The sequence below is a fragment of the Blautia sp. MSK.20.85 genome (genome assembly GCF_013317245.1).
Taxonomy (GTDB): Bacteria; Bacillota; Clostridia; order Lachnospirales; family Lachnospiraceae; genus Blautia_A.
On record NZ_JAAIUN010000013.1, the window covers coordinates 59,144 to 79,950 of the forward strand.

Below are 20,807 nucleotides of genomic sequence, written 5' to 3' on the forward strand. Positions count from 1 at the left end.
TTATTTTTTATTTACTTTTCAGGAACGTCTGTTTTCCCCCCCCCCGATTGTTGGGATAGTATCTATATATTCTTTTCGAATATCTTCTGACATGGATTTAAAGAGCTGTTCTTTTGTCTTTTCATAGCCTTCAAATTCTGAAGTGGCGCTTCCGCTGTCTGCAGTTTCTGCACGTTCTTCTGACATTGTAGTCATTTCTTCTTTCAGACGGCCCTGAATATCTTTCAGACATTCCAGGAGGAGCGGATTAAAAGTTCCACATTCTCCATTCATGATCATCTCAACCGCTTTCTCATGGGAATAAGCTTTCTTATATACACGATCACTGATCAGCGCATCATATACATCAGCCAGTGCAACTACCTGTGCGGAAATCGGGATTTCTTCTCCCTTCAGGCCATCCGGGTAGCCTTTTCCATCGTAACGTTCATGATGCCATCTGCAGATATCATGGGCAATCCGAACCAGCGGCTCGTTTTTGTAATATTCCAGGCTCTCCAGCATGGAAGCACCGATGGCACTGTGTGTCTTGATAACCTCGAATTCTTCCTTGGTCAGTCTGCCTGGTTTATTCAGGATCTTATCATCTATACCGATCTTTCCGATATCGTGAAGCGCAGATGCTGTAACGATCATTCTTCTTACAGAGCTGGACAGATCATACTGATCCGTTTTCTGTATCAGCCTTTCCAGAATCAGTTCTGTGATAATGTTGATATGCAGAACATGAGCACCGCTTTCACCATTTCTGAATTCCACGATCTGGCTTAAGATGCTGATCATCATACGGTTATTTTTTTCTTTCTCGTAAATCTGATCTGTGACAAGAACCAGAAGTCTTCTCTGTTTCGCATACAGAGTAATGGTATTATAAACACGCTTGTATACAATCTGCGCATCAAACGGTTTCTTGATATAATCTGCAACTCCCAGATCAAAGGCCCGTCTTACATAAGAAACAGAGTCCTCCCCGGAAATCATGATAACCGGAATATCCTCGATCCAGTTTCTTTCGTTCATATAACTCAGTACACCGAATCCATCCATTACGGGCATTACCAGGTCAAGAAGTACAAGCGAGATTCCGGTTTCATACTGTCTCAGAAGCTTGATGGCTTCCTCGCCATTGGTCGCTTCCAGAATATCATAATCTGCTCCAAGCATTTCCGACAAAATGCAGCGGTTCATCTCGGAATCATCTACGATCAGGATCGTCAGCCTTGTTTTATCCTGCAGAAGGATCTCCTGTGCGCTGTTTCTTCCTGCAATCTCATTTTCACTGATCACGACCATATTTTTGCGCTGTTTCGCACGATACATAAACTTATCTGCACGAAGTACTGCTTCTCCCAGTTTTTCTCCGGTAGAAAGTACTCCTCCAATACTTACTGACAACTTCAGCTGAGAATATCCAGGTACTCTGGCTGCATGAACTTCTTCCTGGATTTCCTTCAGTTTCTTGGTAAAATTATCCACATTGATGTCCGGTATCAGCAGAAGAAATTCATCTCCTCCGAAACGAACAACCTTGTCTGTCTTACGTGCATGTCGACGGATAACCTCCACAACTACCTTTAATGCTTTATCACCTGCATCATGTCCATAGGTATCGTTATAAAGTTTAAAATCATCCAGATCCACCATAGCCACGCCGGCAGAACTCTCCAGATTTCTGACCTTATCCTCATAATATCTTCGATTAAAAACACCTGTAAGAGCGTCTTTATACAATTCATCCGCATATCCACTGAGTTCTGCAAGAAGATTCTCTCTGTCTTCTGAATCAATGATATCGTCATCTTCCAGATTATTGATCATTTCCATGATATATGGTTTGCCATCAATATTCAGATATTTGGAAATTACCTGATAAACTTTAGAGTCTACTATTTCTATTTTTGTTTTCTGGCGTTTTTCTTTCAGTGCTTTTCTGGAAATACAGTTAGTACATCTTTCGTCCTTACCCCATATGGAATAGCACTGACATGGGGGCTCTATTCCCTCTCCTGTTTCCAGTGTTTCTCCATCCAGCAGACGTACAATAGAAAAAACCTGCTCCAGCTGCTGCTTCATCTCCTGTACTTCCTGCATTGTCATGATATCTTTTGTCCCCATTCTTCTTCCTTTGCTTTACCTGTCCATAGTATTCCATTTCATTTTTATTACCTATTATATCTATGATATCACTAATTTTTTTTTAAGTATAGTGAGAAATATAAAAAAACCATATCCATGTCGATTTTTAGACATGTGATATGGTTATGAGCAAGTAGCGAAGTGGATTGCGAATATCCGCTTGACCCGAAGCCTGCCTCAGATATGTGCGTTAATGTGTACCTGCTCCCAAGATTTTCTCCGCATTTTCAATCCGTTCTTTTGTTGGAGGATTAATACCTTTCAACGGATAGTCAAGATGAAGGTTTTCCCATTTGAAAATTCCGAGCGTATGATACGGAAGAACTTCCACTCTCTCTACAGTTTTCAGCGTACCGATAAAATCAGCCAGGCGATGAAGGTAATCGTCACGATCATTGCGCTCCGGTACCAGTACATGGCGAATCCACATGGCTATGCCCATATCGGAAAGTTTCTTCGCCATGGCAAGGATATTTTTGTTGGTACATCCTGTGAGGATCTTGTGCTGTTCCTCATCAATATGTTTGATATCCAGCATGACAAGATCTGTATATTTCATCAGCTCTTCCCATTTTTCATGCCATGGGCCCTCTTCTGTGTAAGGATTGCCGCTGGTATCAAGTGTTGTGTGGATTCCAAGTTTCTTGGCTTTCTTAAAAAGCTCAGTGAGGAAATCGATCTGTAACAGTGGCTCGCCTCCACTCACAGTAATACCGCCCTTACTTCCCCAGTAAGAGCGGTATCGACATGCTTTTTCAAGCAGCTCATCTGCTGTGTACTCCGTTCCTGTTTTCATTTGCCAGGTGTCCGGATTGTGGCAGAACTGGCAGCGCATGGCACAGCCGCTCAAAAAGATCACATACCGGACTCCTGGTCCGTCAACAGAGCCGAAGCTCTCCAGTGAGTGGACGTAGCCAGTGATTTTTTTCTGGTCGTCCATATTTTTTATTACATCCTTTCGTGGCAGGTTCTTGCGATAACGTCAAGCTGCTGCTCTCTTGTAAGGTCGATGAACTTAACAGCATATCCGGAAACACGGATCGTGAAGTTTGCATACTCCTCTTTTTCCGGATGCTCCATAGCATCGATGAGTTTTTCTTTACCGAATACGTTTACATTGAGGTGATGTGCACCACGGTCAAAGTATCCGTCAAGTACGTTTACAAGGTTCTCTGTACGCTCTTCCTCAGAATGTCCAAGGGCATCCGGGTTGATGGTCTGAGTATTGGAGATTCCGTCAAGGGCATCCTCATAGTCAAGTTTTGCAACAGAGTTCAGGGAAGCAAGAAGTCCGTTCTGCTCTGCGCCGTAAGACGGGTTAGCTCCCGGTGCCAGAGGCTCACCGGCTTTTCTTCCGTCCGGAAGAGATCCTGTAGCTTTACCATATACAACGTTGGATGTGATGGTAAGGATGGATGTGGTTGGCTTGGAATCACGATAGGTATGGATGTGTTTCAGTTTCTCAAGGAATGTGGAAAGCAGTGTTGTTGCGATCTCATCTGCTCTGTCATCATCGTTACCATAGCGTGGGAAGTCACCCTCAACCTGGAAGTCTGTTGTGATTCCGTCCTCGTCACGGATTGCTTTTACTTTTGCATATTTGATAGCGGAAAGGGAATCTACTACATGTGAGAATCCGGCGATACCAGTTGCAAAAGAACGGTCAACCTTTGTATCAATGAGTGCCATCTCAGCTGCCTCATAGTAGTATTTATCATGCATGTAGTGGATCATGTTCAGTGTTCCAACATACAGATGTGCAAGCCAGTCCATCATCTGGTCGTATTTCTGGATTACTTCATCATAGTCAAGGTACTCGGAAGTGATCGGCTGGTACTGTGGTCCTACCTGCTGTTTTGTCTTCTCATCAACACCACCGTTGATCGCGTAAAGAAGGCATTTTGCAAGGTTTGCACGAGCGCCGAAGAACTGCATCTCTTTACCTGTCTCTGTAGCAGATACACAGCAGCAGATGCTGTAGTCATCGCCCCATACCGGACGCATAACATCATCGTTCTCGTACTGGATGGAACTTGTTGTAACAGAGATGTCTGCTGCATATTTCTTGAAGTTCTCAGGCAGTCTTGAAGAATAGAGAACAGTAAGGTTCGGCTCCGGAGCCGGTCCCATATCCTCAAGTGTATGAAGGAAACGGTAGTCGTTCTTTGTTACCATGGAACGTCCGTCCTGTCCCATACCTGCTACTTCCAGAGTTGCCCATACCGGGTCACCGGAGAAGAGCTGATTGTAAGACGGGATACGGGCAAATTTAACCATACGGAATTTCATTACCATGTGGTCAACAAGCTCCTGTGCCTCTTTCTCTGTAAGGGTTCCGTTCTCAAGGTCTCTCTCAATATAGATATCAAGGAATGTGGAGATACGTCCAACACTCATTGCAGCTCCGTTCTGAGTCTTGATCGCTGCAAGATATCCAAAGTACAGCCACTGGAATGCTTCTTTTGCGTTCTTAGCCGGCTGGGAAATATCAAAGCCATAGATCTGAGCCATTTCTTTCATCTTCTTCAGAGCGCGGATCTGGTCTGCGATCTCCTCACGAAGCTGGAAATCATAACGTCTCATACCCTGACGATCGCATGCTGCGAAGTCTTTCTCTTTACCTGCGATCAGGACGTCGATTCCGTAAAGAGCTACTCGTCTGTAATCACCTACGATACGTCCACGTCCGTAAGTATCCGGAAGTCCTGTAAGGATCTTATTGTGACGTGCTCTCTTCATCTCTGGTGTGTAGATGTCGAATACACCCTGGTTGTGTGTCTTGAACTCGTAGTTATTGAAGATGTCTTTGATCTTGTCGCTTACGTGGTATCCGTAAGTCTCGCATGCCTGCTCTGCCATCTTGATTCCGCCGTATGGCATGAAAGCACGTTTCAGAGGTTTGTCTGTCTGAAGACCTACAACCTGCTCGAGATCTTTCATATCTTCGTCAATGTATCCAGGTCCATATGCTGTGATACCTGTAACTACCTCTGTCTCCATATCGAGAACGCCGCCTTTTGCACGTTCCTCTTTCTGAAGCTGCTGAAGTTTACCCCAGAGTTTATCTGTAGCCTCTGTAGGTCCTTCCAGGAAGGAAGCATCTCCGTCGTATGGTGTGTAGTTCATGCTGATGAAGTTACGAACGTCGATCTTCTCTTTCCAACGATCGCCTTTGAATCCGTTCCACTGCTCGAAATTAACTTTTGCCAATTTGTTGCACATCCTTTCTTTGTTCTGTTTCAATGATTATTCGTTCACTGCCCGCGCAGTTAGTAATATATAACATTTCTCATGACGACCATAAGATACCAGATTCAGATTTTAAAGTCAACAGATTGGATGTATGTTTTTTATAATATACAAGGGATTGTACTATTGATAAAATTAATGATAAAATTGTACTAAATATTGTACATTGTGGGCGTGTCTGGAGACGCACTTCGCAGTTGCGAAGGCCATTTCCCCTCCTCGCGCTCCTCCCCTCCGGCCACGCAATTTGCTGCAGGTTGTGGGAATGTGTATGTTTATCGGAGGGGCGATGGATTCTACGGTATTGAGTGTGGTTCGTTGTGCCGATTTTTATTCGCTTTGGACGAAATGCGGCCTGCTTGGCAAGCCTGTTTCTGTTGTTTCCTGGGACCTGTTCTGTTTGTAATTAATTTTAACCAAATCAAGTAAGTCCCCTGCGGGGTTGCGAAAAGCAATAAGCAATGGGTGGGGACTTGCTTGTATCATGAGGAGTGCAAGCTCCTCCTGATAAACTGCGGAGCAGTTATTTGGTGTAGAGCTACGTAGCGAAGCGGATTGCGAATATCCGCTTGACTTTCATACCGCAATTATGTTTAAGACGCTCTCAGGGAACAGGCCCACCAACTCTTCCAATGAATCTCAGGGAACAGGCCCGCTATGCGGGCCGCTTTCCCGTACGGTAAAACAAAAAATCGGCTCAGCCTGTCGCTGCCAATACAGCAGCATACAGGACTGAGCCAATAAATTATCACCCTCTACAGCGCATCACAGCGGCGTGGCCGGAGGGTTGGGGTGTGGGGAAGGGAAATGGCCTTCGCAACTTCGAATGCTTCCCTTCCCCACGGTTTTCCCCCCACTTTTCACAAAAGCCAAAAATCATTTCACTACAACCTTACATTTCACAGTCTTACTTCCGGACTTCACATAAATATAAGCCGTACCCTTTTTCTTCGCTATGATCTTACCAGCAGAAGTAACAGTCGCAACTTTTGTATTGCTTGATTTATAAGTAATCTTCTCCGTACTGGTTCTCGGTGTAAGAACCGGTTTCAATGTGGCAGTTTTCTTCACCCGAAGGACAAGGGAAGATTTTACCCCTGTGATCTTTGTCGTTTTAACAGAACGAACAGTCACCGTCACATATGCTTTTTTGTTACTCTTGAGTGTAACGGTCAGAGTTGCCTTGCCTGGAGTTTTGCCAGCAACAACCACACACTTTCCGTTTGACTGTTTTGTAACTGTGGCAACCTTCGTATTGCTGGATTTCCAGAAAACCACGGAATCACCTTTTTTATAAGTCACATAAAGGGATGTCAGCTTCTGCTGTGGATTCAGAGTTACTGCTGTTCTGGAAACTTTTATGGTTGGGGTAAGCTTATTTCCGGTTACCCTACTTGTGTGATAGCATACTTTACATGTACGCATCTTTTTTTCCGGCTGGCTTATGGTAGCTTCCTGCGTCACTTCCCACGGTCCGTAAGAATGTGCACTTCTCGGCAGGATCGGTTCTGTGGAATCTTTATCAATCGCACCGCATTCTTTGCAATGATAACTCTTGGTTCCACCCTTTGTACAGTCATAAAAATCCATATCATTTTTTTCATCATAGATCTTCTCTGCACTCCAGGTATGTTCCTTACCTGGCACGGTAACCGTACTTCTTTCGTCGATTGCGCCGCAAACGATGCAGTGATAGCTTTTAGTTCTTGCAACCGTGCAGTCGTAAGGATCTTCTCCGTCCCATTCTCTTTCCTGGCTCCAGATATGTTCATCTACTTTATCTGATGCAAAATTATACTCAATATTCATAAAATCCGGATTAAAAACTGTATCAAGCTGCAGCTTTTTCCACTGTGCCTGTGTTCCTGTATACTGGATCACTGATGGATCACAGCCTTCAAACGCAGTCTTGTCGATTTTTGTGATACTTGCAGGAATGAATATTCTTTTAACATTGTAATCATACTGAAATGCGCCTGCCGGAATTTCTCTCAGGCTCTCCGGCAATACGATACTTTTCAGGCTGTCACAGCCGTTAAAAGCCTTTTTTCCTATGCTGGTAATACTTTTGGGAAGTTTCAGTTCTCCTTCCAGACCTCCACAGAACCAGAAAGCTCCATCACCTACAGATGTAAGGCCATCTGGAAAATTGATCTTTTTCAGTACGGTGTCATTGTAAAATGCCTCTGTTCCGATCTTTTTGACATTTTTTCCTAGTTCCACTTCTTCCAGATACAACATACTCGCAAACGTATTTGCACCCAATGTGGAGATTCCATCACTGACTTTTACCCTGGTAATGTCGAATGCTGCCCACGGCTGCGTAAAAAGCCCATCCGGCATATCCGGAACAGCTCCTGTGCCATTGATCACAAGCTCTCCATTGTCATAAAAATCCCATGTGACCGTATTTGACAGACGCCCTGATTTCTGGATTGAAGCGCCAACATCTGTAGCTGCTTCCGCATTATCAGAAAAATCTGCTTCTTCTCCATCTCCAAATCCCTCTTCTTCGTTTACATCCTGCACTGCTTCCGCACCTTCATCAAGAGAAAGTTCTTCTTCATCGACGGATCCCTCTTCGGAAACCTCTGTATCCTGTGCCCCGGATTCTGCAATATCTCCTGTCTCCTCTGGAGTCTCCCCCATTGCTTCTGTCTCCACAGAATCCCCTGCGCTTTCCACGCTCTGCTCGATCACTTCCGTGTCAGAAAGATCTGCCGCATCTGCCATCGTGCATGGTTCCAGCATCATAAGACCTGCGATCAGTAATGAAACCACTTTCTTTTTCATAGATATTTCCTCCTTCTCCTGCAACTTTTTCCCATTTTTGAATACAAAAAATGGATCCTGTGTATTATACACAGAACCCGTTTTCTCTGTCGCAATACTATGTTATGATTATACGTTTTCATACCAATCGTGTCAATATTTTACAACATGGCACAAAAAAGTTTACCCGGAATAATGTATCCCTTATCTGTCTTCAGGACTCCGATCCATCACTCTCTGTCATCTGTGCTTCAATAGCCTTTCCAAGCCGGTTATAGATCGTTACCGCATCCTGCACATGCAGCGGGCTTCCCGTATTCCCCGCAGCGCCGGCAGTTACCAGAATATATTCCCGGTCATAAATTTCCGCAAAGCTGGCCAGGCACAGGCCCGCCTCACTGGTATATCCCGTCTTGCCTCCCAGGATCTTGCCCCCAGTAACAGAAGTATCCGAAAGGTTCTTGAACATGGTACTGTAATATGTAATTCCACTGGGGTGGATGTTGGTAACTCCGGTAGAATGCCGCGGACTCTCAATGATCTCTCTGAACGTATCGTTCCGAAGTGCATATCTGAGCAGCACTGCAATATCCCTCACCGTACTGTAATGATCCGGATCATGCAGTCCGGTAGTATCACAGAAATGCGTTCCATTCATTCCAAGCTTCTGCGCTTTTTTATTCATCATTTCCACAAATCCATCCCTGGAACCGCCTACGGTATCCGCCAGTGCGATACAGCACTCCGCGCCAGATGGCAGCATGGCACCATAAAGAAGATCAATGGCTCGCACGGTCTCACCGGGCTGAAAACCGGCCTGTGTGGCATCCTGCTCGTAAAGTCCGGCAAACATCTCCTGAGTCAGGGTGATCTCCTCATCCAGATCATCCAGGTTCTCAATGGCCACGATCACAGTCATGATCTTCGTCATGGAAGCTGGATAGATTTTCTCATCGCCCTTCATATTTCCGATGATCTTTCCACCTTTTACCTGCATCAGAACTGCATACGGGCTGTTGATACCGCTCATTTCAAGCTTACGGACAACAGGTCTCTGCAACGACTCCATCCAGTCTCCTACACCTTTATTCCAGCCTATGATCACTACAAGTGTCAGGATCACAATCGCCTCCACCAGAAGGCAGAGTGCCATTTTTACTTTGTTTACTTCTTTTTTTATTTTCTTCGCTTTACGCTTTTTTGATTTCAACTTATACTCCCCATTCAGATCAACTCATCCACAATATCCCCGTGGAAAACATTATCTGCCCTGTTTTCCCCGTCATTTTTATCTTAACATAATTCAGAATTTCATCTGTAAACTTTATATGAAAAATCTCTAATAATTTTCCAAATCTGCTTGAGCCTTATTTATTATAAAAGCATTGAAGAAAAAATCAAGATACCTATACAAAAAAATACCCTGTACAAAGTCTCCTCTGTACAGGGCATTTAAAATTTATTACTGAGCTAATTTAACCGGGTTAAGCTTAACACCAGGTCCCATTGTCGGAGCGATTGTAACGCTCTTCAGATACTGACCTTTCAGTGTGCTAGGTCTAGCCTTTGTGATAGCTCCCATAAGCGTCTGGAAGTTGTCGCTTAACTGCTCCTCGGTAAAGGAAGCCTTTCCGATCGGAACATGGATGATGTTGGATTTGTCAAGACGATACTCGATCTTACCTGCTTTAATGTCGTTAACAGCTTTTGTTACGTCCATTGTTACAGTACCAGCTTTCGGGTTTGGCATTAAACCTTTCGGTCCAAGTACACGACCAAGACGACCTACAACGCCCATCATATCCGGTGTTGCAACTACAACGTCAAAGTCAAGCCATCCCTCGTTCTGGATCTTCGGAATGAGGTCCTCAGCTCCTACGAAGTCTGCTCCTGCTGCCTTTGCCTCTTCTGCCTTAGCATCTTTAGCAAATACAAGTACACGAACTTTTTTACCTGTTCCGTGTGGCAGAACAACTGCTCCACGGATCTGCTGATCTGCGTGACGTCCATCGCAGCCTGTACGGATGTGAACTTCGATGGTCTCGTCGAACTTAGCTACAGCTGCTTTTTTAACAAGGCTGATAGCCTCTGGTGCATCATATAATGTTGCGCGGTCTACTGCTTTCGCAGCTTCCACATATTTCTTTCCTCGTTTCATTTCTATAACCTCCTGTGGTATTTGCGGGGAAAAGCCCTCCCACTTGAAAATTTCACTTTTTCTACGGGAACCCCGAACTTAAGCTTCGGTATTTATTAGTCTACGACTTCGATTCCCATACTTCTTGCTGTACCGGCGATCATGCTCATAGCAGCCTCGATGGATGCTGCATTGAGGTCTTTCATCTTCAGCTCAGCGATCTCCTGAACCTGTGCCTTAGTAACTTTAGCTACTTTAGTCTTGTTCGGTGTACCGGAACCAGATTTGATGTTTGCAGCTTTCTTAAGAAGAACTGCTGCCGGTGGAGTCTTGGTTATGAAGCTGAAACTTCTGTCAGCGTAAACAGTGATGACAACCGGGATGATAAGATCTCCCTGATCAGCTGTTCTTGCGTTGAACTCCTTAGTAAACTGTACGATGTTTACACCGTGCTGTCCAAGAGCCGGACCTACAGGTGGTGCTGGAGTTGCTTTACCAGCCGGAATCTGTAATTTGATATATCCTGTTACTTTCTTTGCCATTTTCGGCACCTCCTATGTGGTATTGGCGGGGGTGTGTCCCTCCCACTTGCTGTTACCTTGTTTTTTAATTACTCAGCTTTTTTGATTTCTGTGAAACTTATCTCTACCGGTGTTTCACGACCGAAAAGCTCAACATTGATCGTTACTGTCTGTTTCTGCATGTTGATACCTGTGATCACACCTGCAGTATCTTTCCATGCACCACCAGTAACGACTACCATGTCGCCCTCTGCGAAGTCCACTTCGATATCCGGTTTCTGGATACCAAGCGGCATCATTTCCTCCTCTGTAAGAGGCACAGGCTTCGATCCCGGCCCTACGAATCCGGTAACACCTCTGGTGTTACGGACAACATACCAGGTATCGTCATTCATCACCATATTGAGAAGCACATAGCCTGGAAACATCTTTTTCTGAACCTGTCTTGAGGTTCCGTTCTTCATCTCCACTACATCCTGCAGCGGAACACGTACCTCCAGGATCTGGTCTTCCAGGTGTCTGTTCTCGATCGTCTTTTCAATGTTGGCTTTTACCTTGTTCTCATACCCGGAATAGGTATGGACAACGTACCATTTTGCTGCTTCTGACATATAATCACCTTGTCCTTACTTCATTAAGAAATTAATGCATTCCAGGATTCCGGAATCCATTACACTGATAACCGCTGCCAGGATGATCGTGATGATCACGACCACAACAGTCTGCTTTGCCAGTGTGGGACGGTCTGTCCAGACAATCTTCTCAAATTCTGACTGAAGTCCCTGAAACCAACTTTTCTTCTGCGGCTTATCCGCAGATTTCTGTTTTTCCATAGCATAACCTCACAAATCTCTGTGATTACTTTGTTTCCTTGTGCAGAGTGTGTGTATGACAGAACTTACAATATTTCTTGGTCTCCATTCTCTCAGGATGGTTCTTTTTCTCCTTCGTCATATTGTAGTTACGCTGCTTGCACTCGGTGCATGCTAATGTAATCTTAACGCGCACAACTTCCACCTCCAGTGTTTTCATTTGCACGGTCTTTTACGCCGCCCGGAACGTGTATCCGTCGTCATTTTCGGGCATAAAAAAAAGACCTAACTTCCATGTCGCTCGTCAATTTTATCACAGAGCAGGTGTGCAAGTCAAGCCTTTTTCGCTTAATATATAAAGAAATTCACGGTTCCATACAGACGCCTCAAGTGCACAAACTCGATTCCGCTTCGCTGCATCTCGTTTTCGGGGCGTCGCCCCTATGCAGCAAGTCATAAGAAGCCTCTTATGTGCAGGCACAACGTGTCTTCTTCTGTCTTCCTGCACACTTTCGACTGGTATTAAAAGTAATCATATCCTCCATGGATATCCACAACACTGCCGTTCATATACCCATTAGACAGCACCGCGTACGCCATATCCGCCACTTCCTCCACAGTTCCAAACCTGTGAAGGGCGATCTTTCTGTTGATACGGTCGTAGCTCTCCTGGGTGCGGGCACTGTGCCAGGGAGTTTCGATAAATCCCGGTGCAATGGCATTAACGGTGATGCCTTTTGGCTCAAATTCCTTTACCAGAGATTTGGTCAGGAAATGAATGGCCGCCTTGGTAACTCCGTATACAAGGGAAGAAGAATACGCCTGCTGCCCTGCATAGGAACCGGTAAAAAGCACACTGCCGCCTTCCACCATCATGGGCCGCAGTTCTTTGACCATGAATACCGGCACGGAAAGATTGGTGTTTACGATCCTTGTCCATTCCTCAAAACTATAGTCCTCATATTTCGCATAGGTGCTGATCCCGGCGTTGCTTACCAGCCAGTCAATATGATCAGCCCGTTTTTTCAGCTCTTCCACAAAAGCCATCATTTCATCATAGGAAGACATATCTGCCTTCATCAGGATCACCTGAGATTTTTTTTCCTCAGGAAGGCTGTCCCGAAAAACAGCAGCCTTTTTCTCATCATGTCCGTATGTTACAAAGATCCTGTCTTCTTTCGCAGATTCCGCCAGGATCTTTTCGGCGATCCCTCTTCCGATTCCGGAGGTACCGCCTGTGATCACAGTTATTTTTCCCATTTTATAACTCCATCAGTTCATCAAATATCGGTTTCGGTATATAAGGCTGCTGGTTATGGATCGGCTCTCCCAGACAGGTCTTCGGGTATGCGTAAGTTCCATGCTCCAGCATGATCTCCAGAAGCTCCGGTCCGTTCTGTTCTAGAAACTTACCGGCATATTTCTCCACATCTTCTCCCTGGATACGCTTCGCAGGAATTTTGTAAGCCTGCGCCACGTCTGAGAAATTACAGGAAGAAAATCCGCTGCCATCGGAAGTATCCGCATACACGCAGTCAAAATAGTCTCTCTGGAGATGACGGATCATTCCCAGCGCCTCATTATTCATCACGATCATTTTTACCGGGATGTTCTCACGCTTCACCCACTGCAGTTCCTGAATGTTCATCTGGAATGCTCCGTCTCCGCAGATACATGCCACCGGTTTTCCTGTTGCATAATAAGCACCGATCGCTGCCGGAAGTGCATATCCCATGGCGCCATGTCCACCGGAAAAAAGTGTCTTCTGGCCCTGTCGGTTGTGAAAGGACTGATAGCTCCAGACCATATGCTGTCCCACATCCACAGCAACGGCTCCAGTATCGAAAAGCCTGTCACTTAAATATGCGATCATGCGGTTCGGATAACGCTGCGGTGTTGCATCATCCACCTGCTCCAGCTCTTTTCGGATCTTCCGGCATACAGCCAGCCATTCCTCATAAGAGCCGATCTGCGCCTGCTGCTCTGTCAGTTTACACGCTACATCCTCTGCGCTGACGCAAAAACATTTCTCCCCTTTTCTTCCCTCATGGATCTCTCTCTGAAGGTTATAAGGATCGATATCCACACGGACGATCTCCGCTCCCTTGGCAAACTCATGGACCTTCGTTCCGATCTGGCGTGTGCAGAGCGAAATCCCAAAACAAAGCAGGAGATCACTTTTCGCATTGGCGATCATATTTGCATACCGGTGTCCGTAGGCACCGCCGATACATCCGAAGTTCAGCGGATCATCAAATTTCAGAACAGAACGGGCGAGTACACTTGTGATCATAGGAATATGATGGACGCGTGCGAGATCAGTAAGCATTTTTTCTGTTTCGCCATTCGCTCCGTGGCCGATCATAAATACCGGACGTTTCGCACCTTTAATCTTATCCAGAATATACTCTGCTGCCTCTGCCGCATCAGAAGAATCTGCTTTTGCAACAGCATCCCTGTAAAAAGCGGCTCCATTCTCAGGATCATTTTTTCCATATATGGCTGTATCGATCTCTTCTTCAGAAAATTTCATATCATAAACCGGATCTTCCACTTCACTTCTCTGTACATTCATAGGCAGGTCGATAAGAACCGGGCCTTTCCGTCCTGTGTTGGCGATCTGCCATGCCAGGTTCAGTTCCCGGACGATATCTTTCGGGTCACGGACCTGTATGGCATACTTGGTTACCGGCTTCGCCATGGAAACCATATCGATCTCCTGAAAGCCCTGCTGTCGAAGTCCTGCAATACCGGAATACTCATAGGTATTGAGCTGTCCGGTAATAAAGATCACCGGAAGCGAATCAAAATATGCATCAGCCACGCCGGAGAGCAGATTGGCAGCTCCGGGACCGCTTGTGGCATATGCACAGCCGCAGGCTCCTTTCGCCTGAGCATAACCGCAGGCCGCAAAAGCAGCTCCCTGCTCATGATAGCTGGAATGGCTTTTTGTATGAGGATTCTTTTCAATGGAATCTACCAGATGTGCGATCATGGTTCCCTGATATCCAAAGAAATCCCGGATCCCTTTTTTCTGTAAAAATTCTACAACATAATCTGTAAGCTTCATTTTAAACATATTTTTTTACCTTTTCCATAAAACCAACTCTGCCTGTTTTTTCCAGATACTGAATATAGATATCCAGTAATTCCGGATCTGCTTCAAATATCTCATCGTATTTCAAGCATTTATTCATCATATCCGTATATCTGCCAAACACAATTTCCAGCTGCACATAATCCTGATTCTTATGCAGGTTTCGGATATAATCCAACTTCTTTCGATATGCTCTCGCACATGTATATTTTTTACCGCAGAGCTTTGCGTAATTCCAGCACTGGTTGAAATATTCCCGGTAGCTGAGACCAAATTTCTGCCGGCGTGCTCTTCTTTTTCTCCGGGAAGCAAGTCTCTTCAGATCTTTTCCCTGCTGCATGAATTCTTCGCAGGGAATCAGTGTGCTGCACACAGCTATGGCACTCTGACGGTAATTCTCAGGTCCTTTATCCCGGTAATTCGCTCCGTAGGAAGTCATAAGATATTTCTCTGCATCAACCGGTATAAAAAAATGTTCTCCCTCAATCTCTACTTCCTTCTGTTCCTCAAAAACATATGCAGGATAATAGACATTTTTATTCAGAAAACGCACCACATAATTCTGTACATCTTCCTGTGGCTGATGGATCAGATCCCGAAATATCCTCTTACCGAGCCATCCTCTTCCACAGAGCATAAGCAGACGTACCATACAGACACAGGCAAAAGCTCTCTGATTTCTCCACTTTTCTTTTCTTTCGTGGATTCTTCTCCATCCATCTTCCCGCATACGGTTCCAGAGATATTTTCTCCTGGGACCATATTCACATTGCAGCGGCAGTATTCTTACTGCCATACCGGGATACTGAAATTTTCCGTAATCATCCATCTTGTAAAACAATGTGTCTTTATCTGTATACCGAAGATAAAATCCGGGGAAATATTTATAACTGTCCATGGATTCCAACGCTCTCCTCAGCACCGGTTCCTCTTCAAAAACATTCTTGAACCTTTCCATGTCTCCGGTTTTCATATATATAACACCAGCTTCGGGATTCAGTGGAAAAGGCCGTTCCGTCACTGCGCAGAGAGTAAGATACGGAGAAAGAAAATATGTGATCTTGTTTTTTCTGCATATGATATCTATTTCTTTAAGGAGTTCCAGTACTTTCTGTTGTTCTCTGTTCAATACACTCTGCCTCATTTCTATTGTTTTGGTGTATGGTACAACTACATGATCTTTTTCAGAAGTTCCTGAATATTTTCCTGGCTTTTGTATTTATCCAGCCAGACATCCAGAAATTCCGATACATCGGATTTCTTTGCAAAAAACGCACTTCTTTTGCTGCCATTGTAAAGATCTCGCAGGAAGATTCCGGCAAGTTCCGTCTTAAGATATGGATGCTGCATATGCTCCAGAGCTTTGAAATAATTTTCGAAAGCTTCCTTTGTCTGGCCCTGCTTTCTGCGGATATCGCCAAGAAGTTTCCAGGTTTCTCCCTGCCACTGCTTATGAACCAGATAGCTTCTGACTTCTTCTGCCAGATATTCCATATCACTTACTTCGTCTGTACACAGAAATCTGGTACGGCAGTCAGCAAGAACTTCCGGATATCCAAACCGTTTCCATGCCAGGGTAAGTGCCTCCCGGTAAAGCATTTCCTCCGAAAGCGGCTTCTTTTCTATCTTACCAGAAATACCGATTTTCAGATAAAGCTCTTTTACCAGTTCCTCAAGCTCCGCTTTTGTGCGCACAACAGATACCTTTGCCAGATAAAATGCTCCGTCTATTTCTGTATCCTCCGGCAGTAATTTTTTCCAGAGTTCCATGTAAACAGATGCCTCGGACTTATGACGTGCTTCCAGAAGTTTTCTGCACTGGGAAATGACCTGTGTTTTTTTGTTCTGAAGGAACTTATCCAGCTCAAGATGCACAATTCCATTGTTGGTGGTTTCTCTTGCAAGTGCGTACTTTTCCATAGCTTCATTCTGAAGACCTTTTTTCCAGAGGAGATCGCCCTTATATTTGATGAAGTATCCATCCTGCGGAAAATGCTTCAGACAATACGCCAGAAATTTTTCTGCCTCGGAAAAATCCTTCACCTCTTCAAGGCGTTCCATAACAAACCTGCACTTGAACTTTATAAAGCCAGGCGCATCCGGATATTTTTTCAGAAGGTCATCTACGATCGCTTCTGCTTCTTTCTTCTCGTGAAATTCATACAGACTGGCAGCTTTCCGGAATGCACGGATATCTTCCACCGTCTGTTCCATTTCCGGAGTAATATGATCCATTTTTCTGCGTACTTCATACATGCGATATGCTTTGGAAACACGCTCTGTATAGATCAGGGTCAGCATGGCAGCCTGAAAAGTACCGTCCTCTGTACGGATCAGTGTAGGATGATAAAATGGCCGTATCCCGTTATAATCCTCACGGCCGATAAATTCTGCACTGAGCTGGATCTTATAATAGTTGTCAAAAATCTCATTCAGCACGTCAAAGCGCTTCTCTGCCAGCAGAGTTTCCAGTGATCTCTCAGATCTCAGAAGTCTCGCCTCAAGATCCTTCGCCGCTGCTTCTGCTCTGATCCGGTTTCGCTCAACATCCAGTTTATGGTCTTTTTTTGCCATAAGCAGACAGTAAAATTTACGGAATGTCATCTGTCTGCGAATTCTTCCTCTGGATATCCTCGGCATATATTCATCACGGATTTCCTGATAATTCGCTCCCGGTACATAAATAGACTCATGGGATTCTCTTTCCCCATGAGGCGGTATATAGGACCATTCGTCCCCGTAATGCCAGATCAGATAATCACTGACCCTGTGGGGAACCATTACCTTTTCCCCTTCAAAATCCATATATTTCACCGGAAACATCATATCCTTATCAAAAAGAAACGGGCAGCCACCCCAGCGCATGGCATAGCGGCTGCACTCTTCCTCTTTATATGAAAACATGAGTTTTTCCAGTTTTTTCAGTGTTCTGTCTTTTCCGAAAAATTTATATCGGAACAGCCAGTACAGATACTTCCATGCAGAAATTTCCCATCTTGCTCCGACTACCATACTGATATTGATAAGATCCGTATAGATCATCATGTATGTTCTGTACTTCTCATACTCCCTGTCATCATCCGGGATCGGATCCAGTGTCAGAACATCTATGATCTCTCCGGCTTTATCGTCTCCGATGATCTGATGCTTATGGATGGAACAGGTATCTGTACTTCCATATCGCGGAAAACTGTTGGTATAGGTGCGGTCTACGTCTGAGCAGTAAATTGCCCGGTTGTCCGGCATTTCTGTTTTGCAGATCTCTACAAATTTATCCCAGTCACTCTTTGGCATATAGATATCTACATCATCATCCCATGGGATAAATCCCTCATTTCGAAGAACTCCGATCAGTGTTCCCCCTGCCATTACATATCTAAGATTGTGCTTTTTGCAGATTGCGTCAACCTCCCGGAAGAGCTGCAAAAGAAGTTCCTGTTTTTCTGTCATCTGTTAACCTCTTTGATCAATAATTTTCAAAAGCTCTGCCAGCGTCTCGGATTCTTCATAAAAAAATCTCGTACACTCCGTCCGTCTGTCACGGATCATGATCATCAGCTCCTGAAGAAGATAACGAAGTCCGTTTCCTTCGAAATTAAAGCTGTATCGTTTCAGAAACTCCTGACCTTCCACTTTCGCTTCAAAATATCCTGTATTCCACCAGTCATTGGGCACTGTAATGCGGCCTCTGGTTCCGATGATCGCAAGCTCATTCTCCACATCAACCGTTGTTCCGATCTCTATGGTCGCCAGTGCTTTCGGATAACGGACAGTGATCATATCATAAATAAATTCTCCGTTATTTCCCTTCACAGCATTGGTATTCACATCCAGATAATTGCTGCCAAGAAGCTTGATGCATGCACAGAGCGCCTGGCTTACTGTCTCGTTAAATGTCTTGCCGCCTTCAAAATCATCCTGGGAAACCGCACACTTTACAGCGATCACATCTCCTACCAGCGCACCATGTGTAAGCCATACAAGCTGTGTAAAAGCGCGCAGATAAACAAGGGTAAGCCTTTCCACAAGAACTACCCTGTGTTCTTTCGCAAGTGCGAACAGTTCTTCCATTTCCCCCGGAGCCAGCGTCATCGGCGTGTCACTGATCACATATTTATTCTGCTCCAGTGCATGCCTTATATAAGCCGCCCTGTTTTTCAGACCGGATTTAATATAGATGATATCCAGACCGTTCAGGAATTCCCCGTAATCTGTACCATAAGAGTCCAGTTCATATCTGTCACAGAACTCCCGGGCAACAAAAATATCCTCTGAGTAAACACTCTCCACATGAAGCCCGCTTACAAATTTGGATTCCAGAACCATTCCATTATCTTCCGCATCATCAGTTATAATGCCTACACGGTAAATGGTTCCCTCACTTCTCAGTTTGGTGCTGGAAATATTCTTGGTCCGTTCCAGATAAACCACCTGGCAGTAGTTCTTAAGATAATCAAACTTCCCGCGCCAGTCCGATCCGACAACCAGAAGGTCAATATTATACTTGGTGATATCGCTGAGTTTCTGTCCCTGATATTCCTCTACAATGATCTCATCTGCAAAACCTGTTTTCCGGACATTCTCAATCCTTTTCAGGAGGCTGTCCTGAACATTCAGCTTACCGCGTTCAATATCATAACTCTCGCTGGTGACTCCCACGATCAGATAATCTCCCAGCTCTCTTGCCCTCTTCAGAATATTATAATGTCCCTGATGGAACAGATCAAAAGTACCATAAGTAATGACTCTTTTCATTATACGTCCTGCTCTTTCTGATCTTTCTTTCCCGTCAGCATGTCCTCTTCCACATAAAAATCTTCTTCATCAAAAAACTCTTCCGCACTGTCATTCTCTTCTTCCAGTGCATCCTGAAGCTCCTGAAACTCCTGAGGATCTCCGGCATCCTCTGTCTCTTCCTCCAGTGTTGCAGCCAGCTCTTCGATCGCTTTCTTTCTCTTACGCATGATCTCATAGTCGTCTTCTTCGTCGTATTCTTCCTCCAGTCCTTCATCCTGGACCTGTTTTTCTTTCTTAAACAGGATAAAAGTCAGAAGCTTCAGGATGCCATTGTAAATGAAGGAAACCGGCGCACTTCCGAGAATCAGCACAAACAGCCAGGAAATTCCGAACAGTGCCCATACATTCAATGTCTGCGGGATGCTGAGAAGAAGCAGACCATTTAACACGATCATGATCGGATAATGGAAGAAGTAAATACCCATGGTATTTCTTCCCACGAAGGTGATCGGCAGCTTCCTGTCCGGCATCAGTGCCAGAAAAGTAAGGACCAGCACAAAAGATACCAGATACATCAGAAGACGGATCAGCATTCCAGTGACATCATCCATTCCCGATACCTGATAAGAGTGATTACCTCTGAGGATATCAACCGGCATTTCATTGGCGATCATAAAATTCGGGATTCCGTACAGAAGCAGTCCCGAAATCGGCACCAGAACCCATTTTCCCTTGAACTTACGGACAATCTTGGTATAATCACTCTTCCACAGATAGCCTGCCACAAAAAAAGGAAAAAATACAACAATCCTTGAAGTAGAAAGATATGTTGTAAATTCCGGTCTTGTTCCTGCCCATAACGCAAAAATAATACTTATCGGCACAATAAAACGCACCTTACCCAGTGCTTCAATAGTCAGTCTGTATGCAAATAATGCCAGCACATACCACATAACCGTGCCAGACGGGCGAAGCAGCTCATAATCCATACTCTTGCCGAGCCAGATATATGCATACCAGTTCAGGCTGTATCCAAGAATATAAGGAATCAGAAGATTCTTCACATTCCTCAGCACATCCTGCGGCTTCTTGGACAGATATCCGGACATAAATACAAATGCAGGCATATGAAAAATAGTAATGGCATACCATACATAACGCACTACAACGTCCACTTTAACCAGCTGAAAAGCGATCAGATGGTTAAATACAACAAGAAAAATCAATAATACTTTAATGTTATCAACCAGGTAGGAATATGGTACCCCCTGACTTTCCATTCTCTGTTTCATTTGTTTCCACCTTGTAATATTCTTACTGATAATTCCCTCTGTTCCTTCATCAGG

The 20,807-nt window shown here is 44.7% G+C and carries 16 protein-coding genes; all 16 read right to left on the reverse strand.

What is annotated here, in order from left to right:
- Nucleotides 1-18: 18 nt before the first annotated feature.
- The 16 genes from G5B12_RS09210 to G5B12_RS09285 all read right to left on the reverse strand — a co-directional run bounded on the left by G5B12_RS09210 (nt 19) and on the right by G5B12_RS09285 (nt 20,753).
- Nucleotides 19-2,115: a diguanylate cyclase gene (locus G5B12_RS09210; RefSeq protein ID WP_174088085.1), complete on the reverse strand. Its 2,097-nt coding sequence runs from the start codon at nt 2,113-2,115 to the stop codon at nt 19-21.
- 211 nt (nt 2,116-2,326) lie between these two features.
- A complete protein-coding gene (pflA, locus tag G5B12_RS09215; RefSeq protein ID WP_118071711.1) occupies nt 2,327-3,076 on the reverse strand; it encodes a pyruvate formate-lyase-activating protein in 750 nt (249 codons plus the stop codon).
- Between the two features lie 8 nt (nt 3,077-3,084).
- On the reverse strand, nt 3,085-5,346 hold the full coding sequence (gene pflB / locus G5B12_RS09220; RefSeq protein ID WP_244096075.1) for a formate C-acetyltransferase: 2,262 nt from the start codon (nt 5,344-5,346) through the stop codon (nt 3,085-3,087).
- Between the two features lie 915 nt (nt 5,347-6,261).
- Nucleotides 6,262-8,178, reverse strand: coding sequence for a leucine-rich repeat protein (locus tag G5B12_RS09225; RefSeq protein WP_021976013.1), 1,917 nt, complete (start codon nt 8,176-8,178; stop codon nt 6,262-6,264).
- A 193-nt stretch (nt 8,179-8,371) separates the two neighbouring features.
- A complete protein-coding gene (locus G5B12_RS09230) occupies nt 8,372-9,367 on the reverse strand; it encodes a D-alanyl-D-alanine carboxypeptidase family protein (protein WP_021976012.1) in 996 nt (331 codons plus the stop codon).
- Between the two features lie 252 nt (nt 9,368-9,619).
- Complete coding sequence (gene rplA, locus G5B12_RS09235; protein ID WP_021976011.1) at nt 9,620-10,315, reverse strand: 50S ribosomal protein L1; 696 nt, start codon at nt 10,313-10,315, stop codon at nt 9,620-9,622.
- A 95-nt stretch (nt 10,316-10,410) separates the two neighbouring features.
- Nucleotides 10,411-10,836 carry a 50S ribosomal protein L11 gene (rplK, locus tag G5B12_RS09240; protein WP_015525333.1) on the reverse strand — a complete coding sequence of 142 codons (426 nt, stop codon included), beginning with the start codon at nt 10,834-10,836 and terminating at the stop codon, nt 10,411-10,413.
- Nucleotides 10,837-10,904: 68 nt separating this feature from the next.
- The gene (nusG, locus tag G5B12_RS09245) at nt 10,905-11,426 is read right to left on the reverse strand and encodes a transcription termination/antitermination protein NusG (RefSeq protein ID WP_015525332.1); all 522 of its coding nucleotides are present in this window, start codon (nt 11,424-11,426) and stop codon (nt 10,905-10,907) included.
- Between the two features lie 15 nt (nt 11,427-11,441).
- Nucleotides 11,442-11,648 carry a preprotein translocase subunit SecE gene (secE, locus tag G5B12_RS09250; RefSeq protein WP_021976010.1) on the reverse strand — a complete coding sequence of 69 codons (207 nt, stop codon included), beginning with the start codon at nt 11,646-11,648 and terminating at the stop codon, nt 11,442-11,444.
- Between the two features lie 25 nt (nt 11,649-11,673).
- Nucleotides 11,674-11,823: a 50S ribosomal protein L33 gene (rpmG, locus tag G5B12_RS09255; protein ID WP_044961412.1), complete on the reverse strand. Its 150-nt coding sequence runs from the start codon at nt 11,821-11,823 to the stop codon at nt 11,674-11,676.
- Between the two features lie 326 nt (nt 11,824-12,149).
- Nucleotides 12,150-12,887 (reverse strand): SDR family NAD(P)-dependent oxidoreductase, encoded by a 738-nt coding sequence (locus G5B12_RS09260; RefSeq protein ID WP_118170055.1) that lies wholly within the window; start codon nt 12,885-12,887, stop codon nt 12,150-12,152.
- Nucleotide 12,888: 1 nt separating this feature from the next.
- Entirely contained in the window at nt 12,889-14,697 is a 1,809-nt protein-coding gene (locus G5B12_RS09265; protein WP_417028885.1) for a thiamine pyrophosphate-binding protein, read from the reverse strand.
- Nucleotide 14,698: 1 nt separating this feature from the next.
- Entirely contained in the window at nt 14,699-15,853 is a 1,155-nt protein-coding gene (locus G5B12_RS09270; protein WP_021976007.1) for a hypothetical protein, read from the reverse strand.
- Between the two features lie 41 nt (nt 15,854-15,894).
- On the reverse strand, nt 15,895-18,174 hold the full coding sequence (locus G5B12_RS09275; protein WP_021976006.1) for a LicD family protein: 2,280 nt from the start codon (nt 18,172-18,174) through the stop codon (nt 15,895-15,897).
- A gap of 3 nt (nt 18,175-18,177) precedes the next feature.
- Nucleotides 18,178-19,479, reverse strand: coding sequence for an adenylyltransferase/cytidyltransferase family protein (locus tag G5B12_RS09280; protein WP_174088087.1), 1,302 nt, complete (start codon nt 19,477-19,479; stop codon nt 18,178-18,180).
- On the reverse strand, nt 19,479-20,753 hold the full coding sequence (locus G5B12_RS09285; RefSeq protein WP_021976004.1) for an acyltransferase family protein: 1,275 nt from the start codon (nt 20,751-20,753) through the stop codon (nt 19,479-19,481). Before G5B12_RS09285 ends, G5B12_RS09280 begins: the two co-directional genes overlap by 1 nt.
- Between the last annotated feature and the right edge of the window lie 54 nt (nt 20,754-20,807).